We start from the raw sequence: 15,876 nt of genomic DNA, 5'->3' as shown, positions 1-15,876 counted from the left end.
TCTTTTCATGCCCGCGTCCGGTGTACGGACCGAAGCGACTCGTCAACTCCCGCTTGACCGCTGGGAGTTGTTGACGGAGGGGTCCCCGGAGCCGGCGTCCCCCGAGTTGCTCGCGGAGCGCAGCAGCAGGGGTCCGTCGCCGTCGCGTGCCGCGAACTCCGTGACGGCCGTGTAGGCGTCCAGCGTGCCCCGGGTGTGCTCCCGGGGCGTCTCACAGGTGGCGGGCTCGTCGTCGGCGTCCGCGGCGCAGTGCGTCTGGACGGTGCGGCCGTGCGGCCCCAGGAGGCTCAGCACGCCCTCCAGGCCCGCCCCGGTCGCGTTGCGGTAGTAGGTGCGCGCCCAGGTCTCCGCGCCCTGGGCCATCACACAGGTCTGCGCCTCGACGCCGTCGGGCGAGGTGAGTTCGGGGCCGCAGCGGGCGGCGGTGGCGAGGCCCAGGCCGAGCACCAGCGGGGACCGGACGGGCACCGGCAGCTTCTCGTCGTCGTGCCGGGCCGGGGGTACGGCGGAATCGCCCACCTGTCCTGCGGACGCCACGGCCAGCGGCAGCGCGACCGCGCACACCATGACGCCCGCGAGGGCGAGTAGACGCACGTTCATGTGCGGAGGGTAACCAGCCGGACGCGACAAGCCGGGTTCTCGCGCCCGACACCCCTACAACTCGGGTGCGCTCACACCCGTACGGGTGAGGGCGTCGACCACGGCGTCCACCACGGCCTCCACGTCGGGCACCCAGGGCTTGGCCGAGCCGGGCAGCGGGGCCCGCTCCCAGCGGATGGCGCCCTGGCCGGTCTCGGAGGGGGGCAGGGCCAGATAGCCGCCCTCGCCGTGGAAGCGGAGCGAGCCGGGGACGAAGTCCTTGGCGTAGAGCAGCTCGCCCAGTTGCTCCATGGAGTACGGCTTGACGAGCAGCGCCCAGCGGGTGGGCGCGGCGACCACCGGACCGAGGCGCATGCCACGGCGGTCGAGGAGGGTGAGGGCGCGGGAGGCGGCGAGGGCCGGCAGGCTGACCGCGCAGGGTGCCCTGCCGCCGGCGGCTCCGGTGGCGAGGACGATCGGGGCCGTCGGCCGGTTCCCCCACCACCAGCGGACCATGCGCTCGTCGGTGGTGGCGGCGAGCAGGCCGGGGTCGAAGGGGTGTGCACCGGGCACCGTGCACTCGGGGTCGGGGCACGCGCACCGGGCCCGGCCCTGAGGATCGGGAGCCACGCCCGGGAGTACGGGCCACTGCCATTCCGTCGCGAAGGTCAGGGCCGCGCCGAGAAACTCAAGCCCCTTGTCGTTCCGCCTGGACAGGAGCCTGCGTCGCCTTCCGAGGATCTCGCGCATGAGCGCTCGTTCCTTTCCGTTGCACCGCTGGCAACACCGTGGACCACATCACACCATGTGTCGATCACTTCACTGTGCGTACCTGTTGGCGCATCACACCCCTGCACCGGGCAAGGGGAACCCCATCGGGGTCGAGCGGGGGCCGCGCCCGCATTCACAAGAACTTCGTCGTACTGCTCGTACCGCGTACTGCTCGTACTACGTCTCGTACTGCGTCTATCAAAAGCACGGCCACGGCGTGGGGGTGGCGAAGTCTGGCGTTTTGCCGTTCCGAGTGTTTCTCTCCGCCTCCGCCACGGGAGGATGGGGCACGGTCGTCGGTGGTTAAGACGCCCGGGTCCGTCGCCAGGTTCCGGGTGGTCCCCAACCACCCCTGGCCTTCTCCGAGTACGTACCCATCACGACCGCTGTGACGCTCCGTGGAGCAAGGCCAGTCGACCGCAAGCAACCGTTGCCCGAGTCAGTTTTAAGCCAACTTTGCCTTTGTGCAAGTCGTCCGGGAGAACGCCTCAAGAGGCCCACGGACACCAGGAATCCCGGCAGGACAATGCTGGACATCCCCTCACGAGTGCGTGTACATGTGGAGACACTGCCAGCGGCGCAGAAGGACATGGGGGTTTGCGATGCTTTTGAGCAATACGCACAGGTCTGAAGGCCGGACGCGATGAACGCCCCGCACCCTCCGAAAGTGGCTGGAATCGATTCAACGGTCCCCACGCCCGCACACACTGTCGCGCCGGTTCCCCCCGCCCCGGCCGCACCACCCGTCCCGAAGACCCCCGCCGCCCCGGCGCCCGGCACCGTCCTCCAGGACCGGCTGGCCGGCTGGGTCTCCGACCTCACCACCCTCCACGAACTGACCGAACGGCTGGCCCGGACCGGCACACTGGAGCCGGCCCTCCAGGAACTGCTGCGCGCCGGTGCCGCCCTGGTGGGCGCCCGGCGCGGTCTCGTGGCACTGGAGCCCGCCGACGGGCTCGGCCCGCACACCACGCTCGGCCTCGGGCTCGGCCGCGCCGACCTCGGCCACCTGGAGACCGTCCCGCGCGGCGCGCTGCCCTACGACAGCGGTACCGCCGCCGAGACCGTGCACCCCGACCTGTTCGCCGAGGACGGCCTGGACCCGCGCCACCGCGAGGTCGCCGGCCGCCTCGGCTACGCCGCCAGCTACGGACTCCCCCTCGTCACCGACGCGGCCGACCTCCTCGGCGCGGTCGCCTGGCTGTACGACGAACCGGCCGAACCGCACGAGCGCCAGCGCCATCTCGTCGGCCTCTACGTCCGGTACGCGGCCGAGCACCTGGCCCGGCTGCTGGAGGTCGAGCGCACGCGTGCGTGCCTGGCGACCATCGCCGAGGAGCTGCTCCCCTCCCGGCTGCCCCGGGTGGCCGGCGTCCAGCTCGCGGCCCGGCACCGCACCGGCCCGCGCGGCGGCGGCGACTGGTACGACGCGCTGCCGCTGCCCGACGCCGCCCTCGGCCTCGCCGTCGGCTCGGTCACCGGCTCCGGACCGAGCGCGGTCGCCGCGATGGGCCGGCTGCGCGCTTCGCTGCGGGCGTACGCCGTGATGGAGGGCGAGGACCCGGTCGCGGTCCTCTCCGACCTGGAGCTGCTGCTGCGGCTGACCGAACCGGCCCGCTCCGCCACCGCTCTGTTCGCCTACTGCGAACCCGCGCTGCGCAAGGTCACCCTCGCCGGGGCCGGCCACAGCCCGCCGCTGCTGATCGGCGAGCACCGCACAGAGTTCGCGGAGACCTCGGTCTCCGCGCCGCTGGGCATGCTCGCCTGCTGGGAGGCGCCCAGCGTGGAGATCGAGGCGGAGGCCGGCGAGACCGTGCTCCTCTACACCGACGGGCTGCTGCACCGCACCGGCGACCCCATGGACCGCGCCTTCGCCCGGCTGCACACGGCCGCCGCGAGCATCCCGCGCGCGCTGCGCCACGACCCCGGGGCGATCGCCGACCACGTCCTGCGCACGGTGCTGCCGGACGGCCTGGACGAGGCCGACAGCGAGGAGGACGTGATCCTGCTGGCGGCCCGCTTCGACTGACCGGTCAGTCAGAAGGAGAGCCGGAGGACGGAGGCGGAGACACCTCACACGGCTGTGGGCCCCGAGTCCCTGGGACGCCGTTCGTTACGACCGTACGATGGACGGGATCCACTGCAGTGTCGAGGAGGATGACGTGTCCGACGAGCTCACCCCGGAAACTCCGGAGACCCCGGAGACCGAGTCGGAAGAGCCGATCAAGCAGCGCAAGAACGGCCTGTACCCGGGCGTGTCCGACGAGCTCGCCGAGAGCATGAAGTCCGGCTGGGCCGACACGGAGCTGCGCGATCTCAAGCCCATCGAGCAGGCCGGGCACACCGCCCGCCGCCGTGCCGAACTGTCCGCCCGCTTCCCGGGCGAGCGCCTGGTGATCCCGGCCGGCAACCTGAAGACCCGCTCGAACGACACGGACTACCCGTTCCGGGCGTCGGTCGAGTACGTCTATCTCACCGGCAACCAGACCGAGGACGGCGTACTCGTCCTGGAGCCGAAGGACGACGGCCATGTGGCCACCATCTACCTGCTGCCCCGCTCCGACCGCGAGAACGGCGAGTTCTGGCTCTCCGGACAGGGCGAGCTGTGGGTCGGCCGCCGCCACTCCCTCACCGAGTCCGAGGCGCTCTACGGCATCCCCGCCGCCGACGTGCGCGAGCTGGCCGACAAGCTGCGCGAGGCCACCGGCCCGGTGCGGGTCGTCCGCGGGTACGACGCCGGCATCCAGGCCGCGCTGACCGACAAGGTCACCGCCGAGCGCGACGAGGAGCTGCGGGTCTTCCTCTCCGAGGCGCGACTGGTCAAGGACGAGTGGGAGGTCGGCGAGCTGCAGAAGGCCGTCGACTCCACGGTCCGCGGCTTCGAGGACGTCGTGAAGGTCCTCGACAGGGCCGAGGCCACGAGCGAGCGCTACATCGAGGGCACGTTCTTCCTCCGCGCGCGCGTGGAGGGCAACGACATCGGCTACGGCTCCATCTGCGCGGCCGGCCCGCACGCCTGCACGCTGCACTGGGTCCGCAACGACGGCCCGGTGCGCTCGGGCGACCTGCTCCTCCTGGACGCCGGCGTCGAGACGCACAGCCTGTACACCGCCGACGTCACGCGGACGCTGCCGGTCAACGGGACGTACAGCGAGCTCCAGAAGAAGATCTACGACGCCGTGTACGACGCCCAGGAGGCCGGCATCGCGGCGGTGCAGCCGGGCGCGAAGTACCGCGACTTCCACGATGCCGCGCAGCGGGTGCTGGCCGAGCGGCTCGTCGAGTGGGGGCTCGTGGAAGGGCCGGTGGAGCGGGTGCTGGAGCTGGGCCTGCAGCGCCGGTGGACGCTGCACGGGACGGGGCACATGCTCGGGCTCGACGTCCACGACTGTGCTGCCGCGCGGACCGAGACGTATGTGGAGGGCGTCCTGGAGGCGGGGATGGTGCTGACCGTCGAGCCGGGGCTGTACTTCCAGGCCGACGACCTGACCGTGCCGGAGGAGTACCGCGGGATCGGCGTCCGGATCGAGGACGACATCCTGGTGACGGAGGACGGTAACCGGAACCTGAGCGCTGGGCTGCCTCGGCGGTCGGACGAGGTCGAGAGCTGGATGGCTTCGCTCAAGGGCTGACGTGTGCGGTGGATGGCCGGGTACCAAGGGGGTGCCCGGCCATCGTTGCGTTCTGCGGGTGGGTGGGGGCTGGTCGCGCCCACGCGGCGGCAGCCGCACATCGAATACAGCCCCGCGCCCCTAAAGGGGCGCTCCGGAGAGGGCGTCCAGAAAGAGTGCGCCGGCCATGAGTCCCGCACTACCCCTTGGGCTCCAGCCGCGTTCGCTCAGGTCGGTGTCGAGGGCTGTGAGCGCCGCGGCGCCCGCCTCCGTCGCCGTGCCGCCGGCCTCCAGTACTGCGCGGGCCCCTGCCTGGACCTGGCGGAGGCCCAGCGGGCCCGCCGTGTAGAGGAGTTCGGTGTCCTGGAGGGTGGACATCACGGTCAGTAAGGCGTCCAGGCGGGCCTGGTTCTCGGTGGCGCCCGCCTTGCGTGCCGTGGTCAGCGCGTCCAGCGCCCTGCGGACGTGCGGGAATCCGGCCCTCGCCTCGCCCCGGGCGCCGGCCGCGCCGTACTTGATGGAGATCGACGACCCCCGGGAGGGGCGCTTGGGGGCGCCCTTGTCGTTGAACGCGGCGATCTTCCGTGCGGTCACGGCGATCTCCCGGGCCTTGGCGCGGGGGTCCAGGGCGGCCGCGGCGACCAGGAAGCCGAGGGCCCACAGGGCGCCCTTGTGACCGCCGCCGGCCAGGCCGACCGAGTGCTCGGTGCACCGGCCGATCGCGCCCAGTTCCGCCCGCAGCACCGGCGTGGCTTCGCCGGTACGGCGGGCGGAGGCGGCCATCGCCGCGAGGCCGGGCGCCAGCGCCCTGGCCGACCAGCGCAGACTGTCGTGCTCCCGGCGCGTACTGCGCGCGTCCAGGTCACGCGGGTCGGGCAGGCCCGGCTTGGGGGCCAGTGCCAGCTGACCGGTGAGCGCGGCCACGGCGGCCTGCGCCAGCGCGTCGTCCTCGCGGCTTGTCATGTCCCTTACCTTATGAAGAGGTCGACGCCGAAGGGGAGGCGCTGTCGCTGGGGGCGTCGCTCGGCGGGGTGCCCGTCGGCGCGTCGCTCGGCGGGGTGCCGCCGCCACCGCTGCCGGCGCCCGTGCTCTCGGCGTCCGGGTCGACGGCCAGGGTCAGGGACCCCTTGAAGCCCTTCGAGGGATCCTTCTTGTGCACGGCCTTCAGGGTGAGCAGACCGCCGGCGGCGCCACCGCCGTCGTACACCATGTCGTCGGCGAGGACGGTGTAGTCGCCGGTGTGCTTCGCGTAGGGCTCGAGCGTGAAGATCTCCTCGGCGATGTCGTCGGCGAAGAACAGCTGGCCCGTGTAGTTGACCTTGCCGCCCTCGTAGGTGCCGTCCTCCTTCTCGCCGCCCGTGTGCACCTTCACGTGGATGTGGCAGGTGCGCGGGGTGTACCAGCCCGGGAAGATCGTCTCGAACTTGACGACCCCGTTGGCGTTGGCGATCTGGTAGCCGCGCAGATAGGTGCTGTCGTTGGCGGAGTCGCCCTCCTCGCTCTCCGCGGGGGCGGAGCCGCCGGGGTTGGCGGTGGTGTAGCCGGAGTAGTAGCCCCAGGCGTCGCAGTGCCAGATCTCGACCGCGGCGCCCTTGACCGGGGTGCAGCCGTCGGTGGCGTCCACGACGGTCAGGCGCAGGGTCAGCGGAACGCCGGCCTTGCCCTCGGTGATGTCCTTGCGCACCAAGGCACCATCCAGGTAGTACGGCCCTTCCGTGACGCTGCTCATCAGCGTCATGCACGCACTGCCGGCCGAACTCGCGGAGGCGGTGGCGTCCGCGTCGGCGCTGGTGTCGGTCGTGTCGGCGAAGGCCGACTGGAAGCCGGCGACCGCGAGGCCGCCGGCCGCCACCGTGCCGCCGGAGACCGCGAGGGCTCGGCGGCGGGTGATCGACGTGTTTTTGTGGTTTCCCGTCATGGCCGACGAAGCTAGGAACGCCGTTTGTCAGGAGCATGGGCAGAGGCTGGCAACGCCCTGTGAACGCCCAGGAAGCTGAACCAGTCGGGAAGCCGCTGGTCACAGAGCCGGTACCCGATCGTGCAGGACCCGCTGGAACAGCCGGCTGTCCCGCCATTCTCCATTGATGTGCAGATACTGCGGAGCATCCCCGATCGTCTCGAACCCGCATTTCTTCAGCACGCGTTGGGACGTCGTGTTCTCGATCAGGGTGGACGCCTCGATCCGGTGAAGTCCCACCACGTCTCGGGCGATCTCGCAGACCCGCTCCAGGGCGGCGGTGGCCAGACCGCGGCCCTGTTGATCACCGGCCACCCAATAGCCGACGTAGGAACTGCAGAAAGGACCCAGGGAAATTCCGGAAAGGGTGATCGCCCCGACGATCCGGCCGTCCTCGGCCGACTCCATGAGCCAGGGGGCCACGAGGCCGTCGGCAGCCTGTCCCAGCAGGCCTTCGATGCGCTCGGTCTGGCCCTCGACGGTGAAGAAGGACTCGGGTCTGACCGGTTCCCAGGGCTCCAGATGCCTTCGGTTGCCGACGTATGCGGCACACAGCGCTTTCGCGTCGCCGACGGCAATGGGACGCAATATCACGCCTGGGATGAGCAGGCTTTCTTTAATCTTTCTGAGAATCATGCGCGCACCCTAGCGCGGGTGTTATGCGGGGGCGAGGGTCATGCCGAAAGCAGGGAAGGATCTTTCTTCCACTTGAGAATCTTGTCGAAGCTGACCACGGTGCCGCCGCGGCCCGGCTTGTTGCCGATGTGGACGTGATCCGCGAGTTCTCTGATGAGACAGAGGCCTCTCCCGTTCTCGGCGTCGGGACGGGCGGGCCTTATGTCCTGGGTGCGGGCGAACCCCGGAGCGAGCCCCGGGCCCGAATCGGCCACTTCGATACGGCACTTCTCGCCGTCCAGATAGGCGGTCACCCGGTACGCCTCCGAGGGGCGGCCGGCCCCGCCGTGCTCGACGGCGTTCGCACAGGCCTCGCTGAGGGCGACGGAGAGGTCGTAGGAGACGTCGGGGTCGACGCCCGCCGTCTCCATCGTGCCGATCAGCAGCCGGCGGGCGAGCGGCACGCTGGCGGCCTCACGCCGCAGATGGAGTGACCACCAGATGCTCATGCTCCAGCCTCCTGGCCGCGGCTCGACATACCGATACCTATTGCCACCCGTGCGCGGGTGTAAGCACTCCGTTCATGTGAGAACGCCCATCCGGGGGATGCGTGTGTGGAGGTTTCGGTGTATGTGCGGGTGGTTCGTCACAAGGATGATCTTTCGGTTCTTTCTGTCGATCACCGCCCTCGGGCGCAACGGAATCTTCTGGACCTGGCGTCAAGCGGGTGTGGGTCCAGTGCGATGATGAGCGCGCCATGACTGCCCCCCACCCGCGCGCGGCGCGCACCGGAAGCGGACTGCGGCTCCTGCGGGCCGCGGTGTTCGCCGCGCTCTGTGTCGTACTGGCCGCGGCGGGGCACACCCTGGCCTCCTGCGCGACCGTTCCGCTGTGGACGCTCGGCGCGGGCTTCCTGGGCACCCTGGCGCTCGTCGCCCCGCTGACCGGCCGGGCCCGATCACTGCCGGGGATCGTGGCCCTGCTCGCGGTGGTGCAGACCGTGCTCCACACGCTGTTCGGACTCGGCCAGCACGCCGGCTCCGCGATGTCCGGCGGCTCGATGTCCCCGTCGTCCATGGCGTCGATGTCGTCCATGTCGTCGCTGTCTTCGCCGTCTTCGCTGTCTTCGCTGTCTTCGCTGTCTTCGCTGTCCACGAGTGACGCCTCGCTGGTGGAGCGGGCCGCACGGCTCGTGTGCGGGGCCGGGGCCGCGCAGATCAGCCCCGCCCACGCGTACAAGATCCTGACGGACGCGCACCTCAGCGCCACCGCTCCGGCCACCGGCACGAGCGAGGCGGCCCATGCCGCGGACACCACCGGGGCCTTCGGCTCGCTCCTGCCCACCGTGCCCATGCTGCTCGGACACGTGCTCGCCGCCGTCGTGGCCGGGTGGCTGCTGCGCCGGGGCGACCTGGCGCTGCTGCGGCTGATCCAGTTGTCGGCCGATTCGGCGCACGAGGTCGCCGAGGGGGCGCTGATCCGTTGCCTGCGCGGGGCGCTCGCGCTGGCGCGCGCCCTGTGCGCCGGGCTCGTGGCCGTACCCGAGGCACCCGCGCGTGGCCGTCGTAGCGCCTGGGACATACCGCCGGTCCCGCGCACCGTCGCACTCCAGCACTCCGTGATCCGGCGCGGGCCGCCGGTGGCCGCCGCCGTACTCGTTCTCGCCGCCTGACACGACGCGACCAGAGCACTCCCCGGGGTCTGCCCGGATCCGGAGGGGCCGGCCGCCGTCGTGCGGCACGCGCGCGTGCGCTTTCCGACGGCCGCTGTCGACTCTCGACTTTCGACTTTCGACTCTTGCCTTTCGGCTTTCGGCTCTCGGTTTCCCACGCGCCCCCTCAACGACAGAACTCACTCGGAGTGGAGTGCTCCCTGCCATGAAGGCTTCCGCCATGAAGGCCTCTCGCATCGCCGCCGTCGCCGCCGTCACGGGTACGGCCGTACTGGCCGTCTCCTCGCCCGCGTTCGCGCATGTCAGCGTGCAGCCCGAGGGCACCGCCGCCAAGGGCGGTTACGCGGTCATCGACTTCAAGGTCCCCAACGAGCGCGACAACGCCTCGACCACCGAGGTCGAGGTCAACTTCCCGGCCGACCACCCGATCGCGTCCGTGATGCCGCAGCCGATGGCCGGCTGGAAGATCGAGGTCACCAAGTCCAAGCTGGCCAAGCCGCTGGAGATGCACGGCGAGAAGATCGACCAGGCGGTCACCAAGGTCACCTGGACCGCCGAGGACAAGGGCATCGAGCCGGGCTACTTCCAGAAGTTCCCGCTCTCCGTGGGCGCCCTGCCCGAGAACACCGACGAACTGGTCTTCAAGGCGGTCCAGACGTACTCCAACAAGGAGGTCGTCCGCTGGATCGAGGTCCAGCAGGAGGGCCAGGACGAGCCGGAGAACCCGGCGCCGGTCCTCGCGCTGTCCGCCGCCACGGACGACCACCACGGGTCCACCACGGCCGAGGACACGGCCGAAGAGACCTCGGCCAAGACGGAGACCACCGCCTCCGACGACTCCGGCTCCGCCGGCGGCACCGACACCACCGCCCGCGTCCTCGGCGTCGTCGGCATCGTCGTCGGCGCGGCCGGGGTCGCCTACGGCGTCCTCGCCGGCCGCCGCCGGTCCACCACCGGCACCGAGGCCTGAATTCCGCGTCCGTAACGCGCACAGGGGGTCGTGCGACGCTGTCGCAGCTGGCGTACGGCTGTCGTACGGCCCCCGGAGCGCGCCGGATCTCTCACATCTGGGACATTTTCGTATGCGCAAGAAGACGTTCGCCGCGGCCGCGCTGCTCGCCGCCGCCACCCTGACCCTCTCCGCCTGCGGCAGCGGCGACGACGCGAAGTCACCCGTCACCGTGGTCTCCGGGGACACCTCGAACAAGGCCGCGACCATCCTGGACACGCCGTTCGAGAAGCCGGACCTGGTGCTCACCGACACCCAGGGCAAGAAGTACGACCTGCGGGCGGAGACCAAGGGCAGGCCGACGCTGATCTACTTCGGCTACACGCACTGCCCCGACGTCTGCCCGCTGACCATGAACAACCTCGCGGTCGCCAAGAAGGCGCTGTCCAAGGCCGACCAGGCGAAGCTGCGGGTCGTGTTCGTCACCACCGACCCGGCCCGTGACACCCCGTCCGAACTGGGCAAGTGGCTCAAGGGCATCGACCCGACCTTCGTCGGGCTGACCGGCGACTTCGCCACCATCCAGGCCGGCGCCCGCACCCTCGGCATCTCCATCGAGCCGACCCACAAGGACAAGAAGACCGGCAAGGTCGTCTCGGTGCACGGCACCCAGGTCATCGCGTTCTCGCCGAAGACCGACGGCGGATACGTCCTCTACGGCGAGAACGCCACCGTCGACGACTACACCAAGGACCTCCCCAAGCTGATCAAGGGGGAGAACCCGTGATGCCCATGAAGCCCATGGAGCCCGGGAAGCCCGGAAGGCACCTCGCCCTGACCGGGATAGCCGTCGCGGGGGCTCTTGCCCTCGCGGGCTGCGGCGGCTCGGGCTCCTCGGGCTCCTCAGGGGCCGAGCTGTCCGTCGGCGCCTCCTACATGCCCCAGCCGGTCTCCGCCGACATGGCCGCCGGATTCCTGACGATCACCAACAAGGGCGGCACGAAGGACGAGCTGACCTCCGTCACCAGTGACTCCGCCGGTGAGATCACCATGCACGAGACCAACGGCGGGGCGATGCAGGAGGTCACCTCCTTCGAGGTGCCCGCACACGGTCAACTCGTGTTCAAGAGTGGTGGCAACCATCTGATGTTCGAGAAGCTGAAGCGCCGCCCGGAACAGGGCGACACGATCACCTTGAAACTCAAGTTCGCCGAATCCGGTCCACTCACCGTCGAGATGCCGGTGAAGTCCGCCACGTACAACCCGTCGACCGGACACTGAGGGAGGACCGACCTTGACGCGGACCATCACCCCCCGCCTGCGCACCCTGGTGCTGCTGTTCCTCGCCGTCACCGGCGCGCTGCTGGCCGGCGCCGGGCCGGCCTCGGCGCACGCGGCGCTGACCGGCAGCGACCCCTCCCAGGGGGTGGTGGTCACCAAGGCGCCCGACCAGGTCTCGCTCACGTTCTCCGAGAACGTGTCGATGAACGACAACTCGATCCGGGTCCTCGACCCCAAGGGCAAGCGGGTCGACCTGGCCAAGCCGGACAACCTGAGCGGGACGACCTACGGCGTGCAGCTCAAGAGCGGGCTGGGCAAGGGCACGTACACCGTCGCCTGGCAGGTCGTCTCGGCGGACAGCCACCCCGTCGCCGGAGCCTTCACCTTCTCCGTCGGCGCCCCCTCCAGGACCGTCGCCTCGGTCGGGGACCAGGAGGCGGGCGGCGGGGTCGTCGGCTGGCTGTACGGCTTCGGGCGGTACATGTCGTACGCCGGGTACATCGTGCTCGTCGGCGGCGCCGCCTTCGTCCTCGCCTGCTGGCAGCGCGGCTCCGGAGTGCGGGCCATGCAGCGCCTGGTCGTCGGCGGCTGGCTGACGCTCACCGCCGCCACCCTCTGGCTGCTGCTCCTGCGCGGCTCCTACACGACCTCAGGCAGCGTCGGCGACATCTTCGACCTGAACCTCCTCGGCCAGGTCCTGCAGACCAAGACCGGCGCGGCCCTGGTCTCCCGGCTGCTGCTGCTCGCGGCGGCCGCACTGTTCATCGCCGTTCTCTTCGGCGCCTACGACAAGCGCGAGGAGGAGGAGAAGCGCGACCTGACCTTCGGGCTCGCCATCGGCGGGACCGTCGTGGCCGCCGGACTCGCGGCGAGCTGGGCCATGGCCGAGCACGCCTCCACCGGACTCCAGCCGGGCATCGCGATGCCGGTCGACGTCATCCACCTGCTCGCCGTCGCCGCCTGGCTGGGCGGCCTCACCGCCCTGCTGGTCGCCCTCTACCGGGCGCCCGCCGACACCCCGGTCGAGTCCACCGCCGTACAACGCTTCTCCCGCGTCGCCTTCGGGTCGGTGCTCGCGCTGGTCGCCACCGGCGTCTACCAGTCCTGGCGCCAACTCGGCTCCTGGTCGGCGTTCACCGACACGGCGTACGGCGAGCTGCTGCTGGTCAAGATCGGGCTCGTGGCGCTGCTCGTCGGCATCGCGTCCATCTCGCGACGGTGGACGGGGCGGCTCGCGGATGCGGCGGTGACGGAGACGGACACGGAGGCCGCCGAGGACGCGGGGAAGGCGAAGGAGGCGAAGGAGGTGAAGGAGACGGTCAAGGCGTCCGCCGCCACGAAGGAGGCCTCCGTCAAGGCCGCCGCGTCCGGCAAGGCCCGCAACGGCGTCTCCGGCTCGGCAGCGTCCACCGCGGAGGGCCCCGAGCGCGCCGCCCAGCTCGCCCGGCAGCAGTCCGCCATGGACACCGCCCGGCAGAAGCGTCTGCGGGACGCCGACCCGCACCGCTTCGGCCTGCGCCGCTCGGTGCTCGCCGAGGCCGGGGTCGCCGTCGCCCTGCTCGCGGTCACGACCGTGCTGACGCAGACGGAGCCGGGCCGTACCGAGCAGGACGCCAAGGCCGCCACCGCGGCCGCCTCGTCGTCCTCCACGTCGAGCTCGTCCTCGGGCGCGCTGACCCTCGACATGTCCTTCGACACCGGCGGCCAGGACGGCAAGGGTGTCGTCCGCGTCGACCTGGACCCCGCGACGGTGGGCAGCAACGAGATGCACGTCTACGTGCAGCGGCCCAACGGCCGGGCCTTCGACATCCCCGAGGTGAAGGTCGCCTTCACCCTCGACGCGAAGAAGCTCGGACCGATTCCCGTGAACCCCGACCATGTCACCACCGGGCACTGGGCGGCCAACGGGGTGCAGATCCCCATCGCCGGCGACTGGAAGATCTCCGTCACCGTGCGGACTTCCGACATCGACCAGGTGACCGTCTCCAAGAACGCGCAGATCGGCTGAACCGCACCATGCCCGAACAGTCCCAGTCCGTCACCGAGGCCCGTACCCCGACCGCCGAGGCTCCCCCGGCCGGGAGCGTGAGCCGCCGCGCGCTGCTCGGCACCGCCGGGGCCACCGGGCTCGTGCTCGGCGCGGCGGGCGCGGGCGTCGGCTATGCGGCCGCCCCCGCCCAGGCCACCCCGCTCAGCTCGGTGGGCTCCGACCGGGCGATGTTTCACGGGAAACATCAGCCGGGCATCACCGAGGGCCTCCAGGCGCGCGGCCATCTCGTCGCCTTCGACCTGGCGGCGGGCGCGGGCCGCACCGAGGCCGCCGCGCTGCTGCGCCGCTGGTCGACCACGGCCGAGCGGCTGATGGCGGGCGAACCGATGACGCAGGACGACACGGACGTGGCCCGGGACGCGGGTCCCTCGGCGCTGACGGTCACCTTCGGCTTCGGCAACAGCTTCTTCAGCCGTACCGGCCTGGAAAAGCACCGGCCGTCCGCGCTGGACCCGCTGCCCGACTTCTCCTCCGACCACCTCGACCGGTCGCGCAGCAACGGCGACCTGTGGGTGCAGATCGGCGCCGACGACGCCCTGGTCGCCTTCCACGCCCTGCGCGCGATCCAGAAGGACGCGGGCAGCGCGGCGAAGGTCCGCTGGCAGATGAACGGCTTCAACCGCACCCCGGGCGCCACCGCGCACCCGATGACGGCCCGCAACCTGATGGGCCAGTTGGACGGCACACGCAACCCGAAGCCGACGGACTCGGACTTCGACCAGCGGATCTTCGTACCGGCGAGCGGTTCGAGCGACCCTGCGTGGATGGCGAACGGCTCCTACGCCGTCGTACGCCGGATCCGCATGCTCCTCGACGACTGGGAGAAGCTGTCGCTCGCGGCCCAGGAGAACGTGATCGGGCGGAGGAAGTCGAACGGAGCGCCGCTGTCCGGGGGCACCGAGACGACGGCGATGGACCTGGAGAAGGCCAAGGCGGACGGGGAGTACGTCGTCCCGGTCAACGCCCATGCCCGGATCACCCGGCCCGACCAGAACGGTGGCGCGGCCATCCTGCGCCGCCCGTTCTCCTACCACGACGGCATCGACGCGGACGGGACGCCGGACGCGGGTCTGCTCTTCGTCTGCTGGCAGGCGGATCCGCTGCGCGGGTTCGTGCCGCTGCAGCGGAAGCTGGACCGTGGGGACGCGCTGTCGCAGTACATCCGGCACGAGGCGAGCGGCCTGTTCGCGGTGCCGGGCGGTGCGGCCGCCGGGGAGTATGTGGGGCAGCGGCTGCTGGAGGGCTGATGACCGGGTGATATCCATGTGGTCTCCGGTTACCACGGTGGTTTCTGATCACTATTGGTGCGTTTCCGGGTTTCAAACCACCCGGTCGAGTGGATCCGATGAGACAGGTGAGCCGCGTCTCTCTGCGCCCATTAGGGTGAGGGACATGCCAGCGAGCTATGCGTATCTCGGTCCCGAAGGCACCTTCACCGAAGTCGCCCTGCGCACGCTTCCGGAGGCCGCCACCCGGGAGCTGATCCCGTACGTCTCCGTGCAGTCCGCGCTGGACGCCGTACGCAACGGCGAGGCCGAGGCCGCGTTCGTGCCGATCGAGAACTCCGTCGAGGGCGGGGTCACCACGACCCTCGACGAGCTGGTCGCGGGCAAGCCGCTGATGATCTACCGCGAGGTGCTGCTGTCGATCACCTTCGCGCTGCTGGTCCGCCCCGGCACCAAGCTCTCCGAGATCAAGACGGTGACCGCCCATCCGGTCGCCCAGCCGCAGGTCCGCAACTGGCTGCGGGCCCACCTCCCGGACGCCGTCTGGGAGTCCGCCGCCTCGAACGCGGACGGCGCCCGCCTGGTCCAGGAGGGCCGCTACGACGCCGCCTTCGCGGGCGAGTTCGCGGCCGAGCGGTACGGCCTGGAGGCCCTGGAGACCGGGATCCACGACGCGGAGAACGCGCAGACCCGGTTCGTCCTGGTCGGCCGCCCGGCCCGGCCCGCGGCCCCGACCGGCGCGGACAAGACCTCGGTCGTGCTCTGGCAGAACGACGACCACCCCGGCGGCCTGCGCGACCTGCTCGGCGAGTTCGCCACCCGGGGCATCAATCTCATGCTGCTGCAGTCCCGGCCGACCGGTGCCGGCATCGGCAACTACTGCTTCTGCATCGACGCCGAGGGCCACATCTCCGACCGGCGGGTGGCGGAGGCCCTGATGGGGCTGAAGCGGGTCTGCCGCCAGGTGCGGTTCCTGGGCTCCTACCCGCGGGCGGATGTCACACCGGGCGAGACCGTGGGGCCCACCCTGCCGGGGACGTCGGACGAGGAGTTCGTGGCGGCCTCGGACTGGGTGGCGCGCTGCCAGGACGGCCGCTTCTAACCGGTCGTACCCTCACATCTTCGTTATCCACAGGAGTTATCCACAGGTGCCCATCTCGACCTG

15 protein-coding genes are annotated in these 15,876 nt (G+C 70.9%); 9 read left to right on the top strand and 6 right to left on the bottom strand.

Annotated features, from left to right (window positions below):
* Nucleotides 1-42: 42 nt before the first annotated feature.
* A complete protein-coding gene (locus ACFY0P_RS10925; RefSeq protein ID WP_388909715.1) occupies nt 43-600 on the bottom strand; it encodes a hypothetical protein in 558 nt (185 codons plus the stop codon).
* A gap of 54 nt (nt 601-654) precedes the next feature.
* On the bottom strand, nt 655-1,329 hold the full coding sequence (locus ACFY0P_RS10920; RefSeq protein WP_388909712.1) for a bifunctional DNA primase/polymerase: 675 nt from the start codon (nt 1,327-1,329) through the stop codon (nt 655-657).
* 664 nt (nt 1,330-1,993) lie between these two features.
* Between ACFY0P_RS10920 and ACFY0P_RS10915 the strand changes: the two genes are divergently transcribed.
* Nucleotides 1,994-3,379 (top strand): PP2C family protein-serine/threonine phosphatase, encoded by a 1,386-nt coding sequence (locus tag ACFY0P_RS10915; RefSeq protein WP_388909709.1) that lies wholly within the window; start codon nt 1,994-1,996, stop codon nt 3,377-3,379.
* 133 nt (nt 3,380-3,512) lie between these two features.
* On the top strand, nt 3,513-4,982 hold the full coding sequence (locus ACFY0P_RS10910) for an aminopeptidase P family protein (RefSeq protein ID WP_388909706.1): 1,470 nt from the start codon (nt 3,513-3,515) through the stop codon (nt 4,980-4,982).
* A 120-nt stretch (nt 4,983-5,102) separates the two neighbouring features.
* On the opposite strand, the gene ACFY0P_RS10905 is transcribed toward ACFY0P_RS10910, so the two are convergent.
* The 4 genes from ACFY0P_RS10905 to ACFY0P_RS10890 all read right to left on the bottom strand — a co-directional run bounded on the left by ACFY0P_RS10905 (nt 5,103) and on the right by ACFY0P_RS10890 (nt 8,042).
* Entirely contained in the window at nt 5,103-5,924 is an 822-nt protein-coding gene (locus ACFY0P_RS10905; protein WP_388909703.1) for a triphosphoribosyl-dephospho-CoA synthase, read from the bottom strand.
* A gap of 10 nt (nt 5,925-5,934) precedes the next feature.
* Nucleotides 5,935-6,879 carry an intradiol ring-cleavage dioxygenase gene (locus tag ACFY0P_RS10900; RefSeq protein ID WP_388909700.1) on the bottom strand — a complete coding sequence of 315 codons (945 nt, stop codon included), beginning with the start codon at nt 6,877-6,879 and terminating at the stop codon, nt 5,935-5,937.
* Nucleotides 6,880-6,978: 99 nt separating this feature from the next.
* Entirely contained in the window at nt 6,979-7,554 is a 576-nt protein-coding gene (locus tag ACFY0P_RS10895; RefSeq protein WP_388909697.1) for a GNAT family N-acetyltransferase, read from the bottom strand.
* Nucleotides 7,555-7,592: 38 nt separating this feature from the next.
* Nucleotides 7,593-8,042, bottom strand: a complete 450-nt coding sequence (locus tag ACFY0P_RS10890; RefSeq protein WP_388909694.1) for an ATP-binding protein — start codon at nt 8,040-8,042, stop codon at nt 7,593-7,595.
* 248 nt (nt 8,043-8,290) lie between these two features.
* On the opposite strand from ACFY0P_RS10890, the gene ACFY0P_RS10885 reads away from it, so the two are divergent.
* The 7 genes from ACFY0P_RS10885 to pheA all read left to right on the top strand — a co-directional run bounded on the left by ACFY0P_RS10885 (nt 8,291) and on the right by pheA (nt 15,813).
* Entirely contained in the window at nt 8,291-9,205 is a 915-nt protein-coding gene (locus ACFY0P_RS10885) for a hypothetical protein (RefSeq protein ID WP_388909691.1), read from the top strand.
* 220 nt (nt 9,206-9,425) lie between these two features.
* A complete protein-coding gene (locus ACFY0P_RS10880) occupies nt 9,426-10,175 on the top strand; it encodes a YcnI family protein (RefSeq protein WP_388909689.1) in 750 nt (249 codons plus the stop codon).
* Nucleotides 10,176-10,287: 112 nt separating this feature from the next.
* Nucleotides 10,288-10,941 carry an SCO family protein gene (locus ACFY0P_RS10875; protein ID WP_388909687.1) on the top strand — a complete coding sequence of 218 codons (654 nt, stop codon included), beginning with the start codon at nt 10,288-10,290 and terminating at the stop codon, nt 10,939-10,941.
* Nucleotides 10,942-10,946: 5 nt separating this feature from the next.
* Nucleotides 10,947-11,435 carry a copper chaperone PCu(A)C gene (locus ACFY0P_RS10870; protein ID WP_388910107.1) on the top strand — a complete coding sequence of 163 codons (489 nt, stop codon included), beginning with the start codon at nt 10,947-10,949 and terminating at the stop codon, nt 11,433-11,435.
* A 13-nt stretch (nt 11,436-11,448) separates the two neighbouring features.
* The gene (locus ACFY0P_RS10865; protein WP_388909684.1) at nt 11,449-13,443 is read left to right on the top strand and encodes a copper resistance protein CopC; all 1,995 of its coding nucleotides are present in this window, start codon (nt 11,449-11,451) and stop codon (nt 13,441-13,443) included.
* 8 nt (nt 13,444-13,451) lie between these two features.
* Nucleotides 13,452-14,732, top strand: a complete 1,281-nt coding sequence (gene efeB, locus ACFY0P_RS10860) for an iron uptake transporter deferrochelatase/peroxidase subunit (RefSeq protein WP_388909681.1) — start codon at nt 13,452-13,454, stop codon at nt 14,730-14,732.
* 145 nt (nt 14,733-14,877) lie between these two features.
* The gene (gene pheA / locus ACFY0P_RS10855; protein WP_388909679.1) at nt 14,878-15,813 is read left to right on the top strand and encodes a prephenate dehydratase; all 936 of its coding nucleotides are present in this window, start codon (nt 14,878-14,880) and stop codon (nt 15,811-15,813) included.
* The last annotated feature ends 63 nt before the right edge of the window (nt 15,814-15,876 follow it).

Source organism: Streptomyces sp. NPDC001714 (assembly GCF_042892755.1).
GTDB lineage: Bacteria > Actinomycetota > Actinomycetes > Streptomycetales > Streptomycetaceae > Streptomyces.
This window is presented reverse-complemented; position numbering and strand designations above follow the sequence as displayed.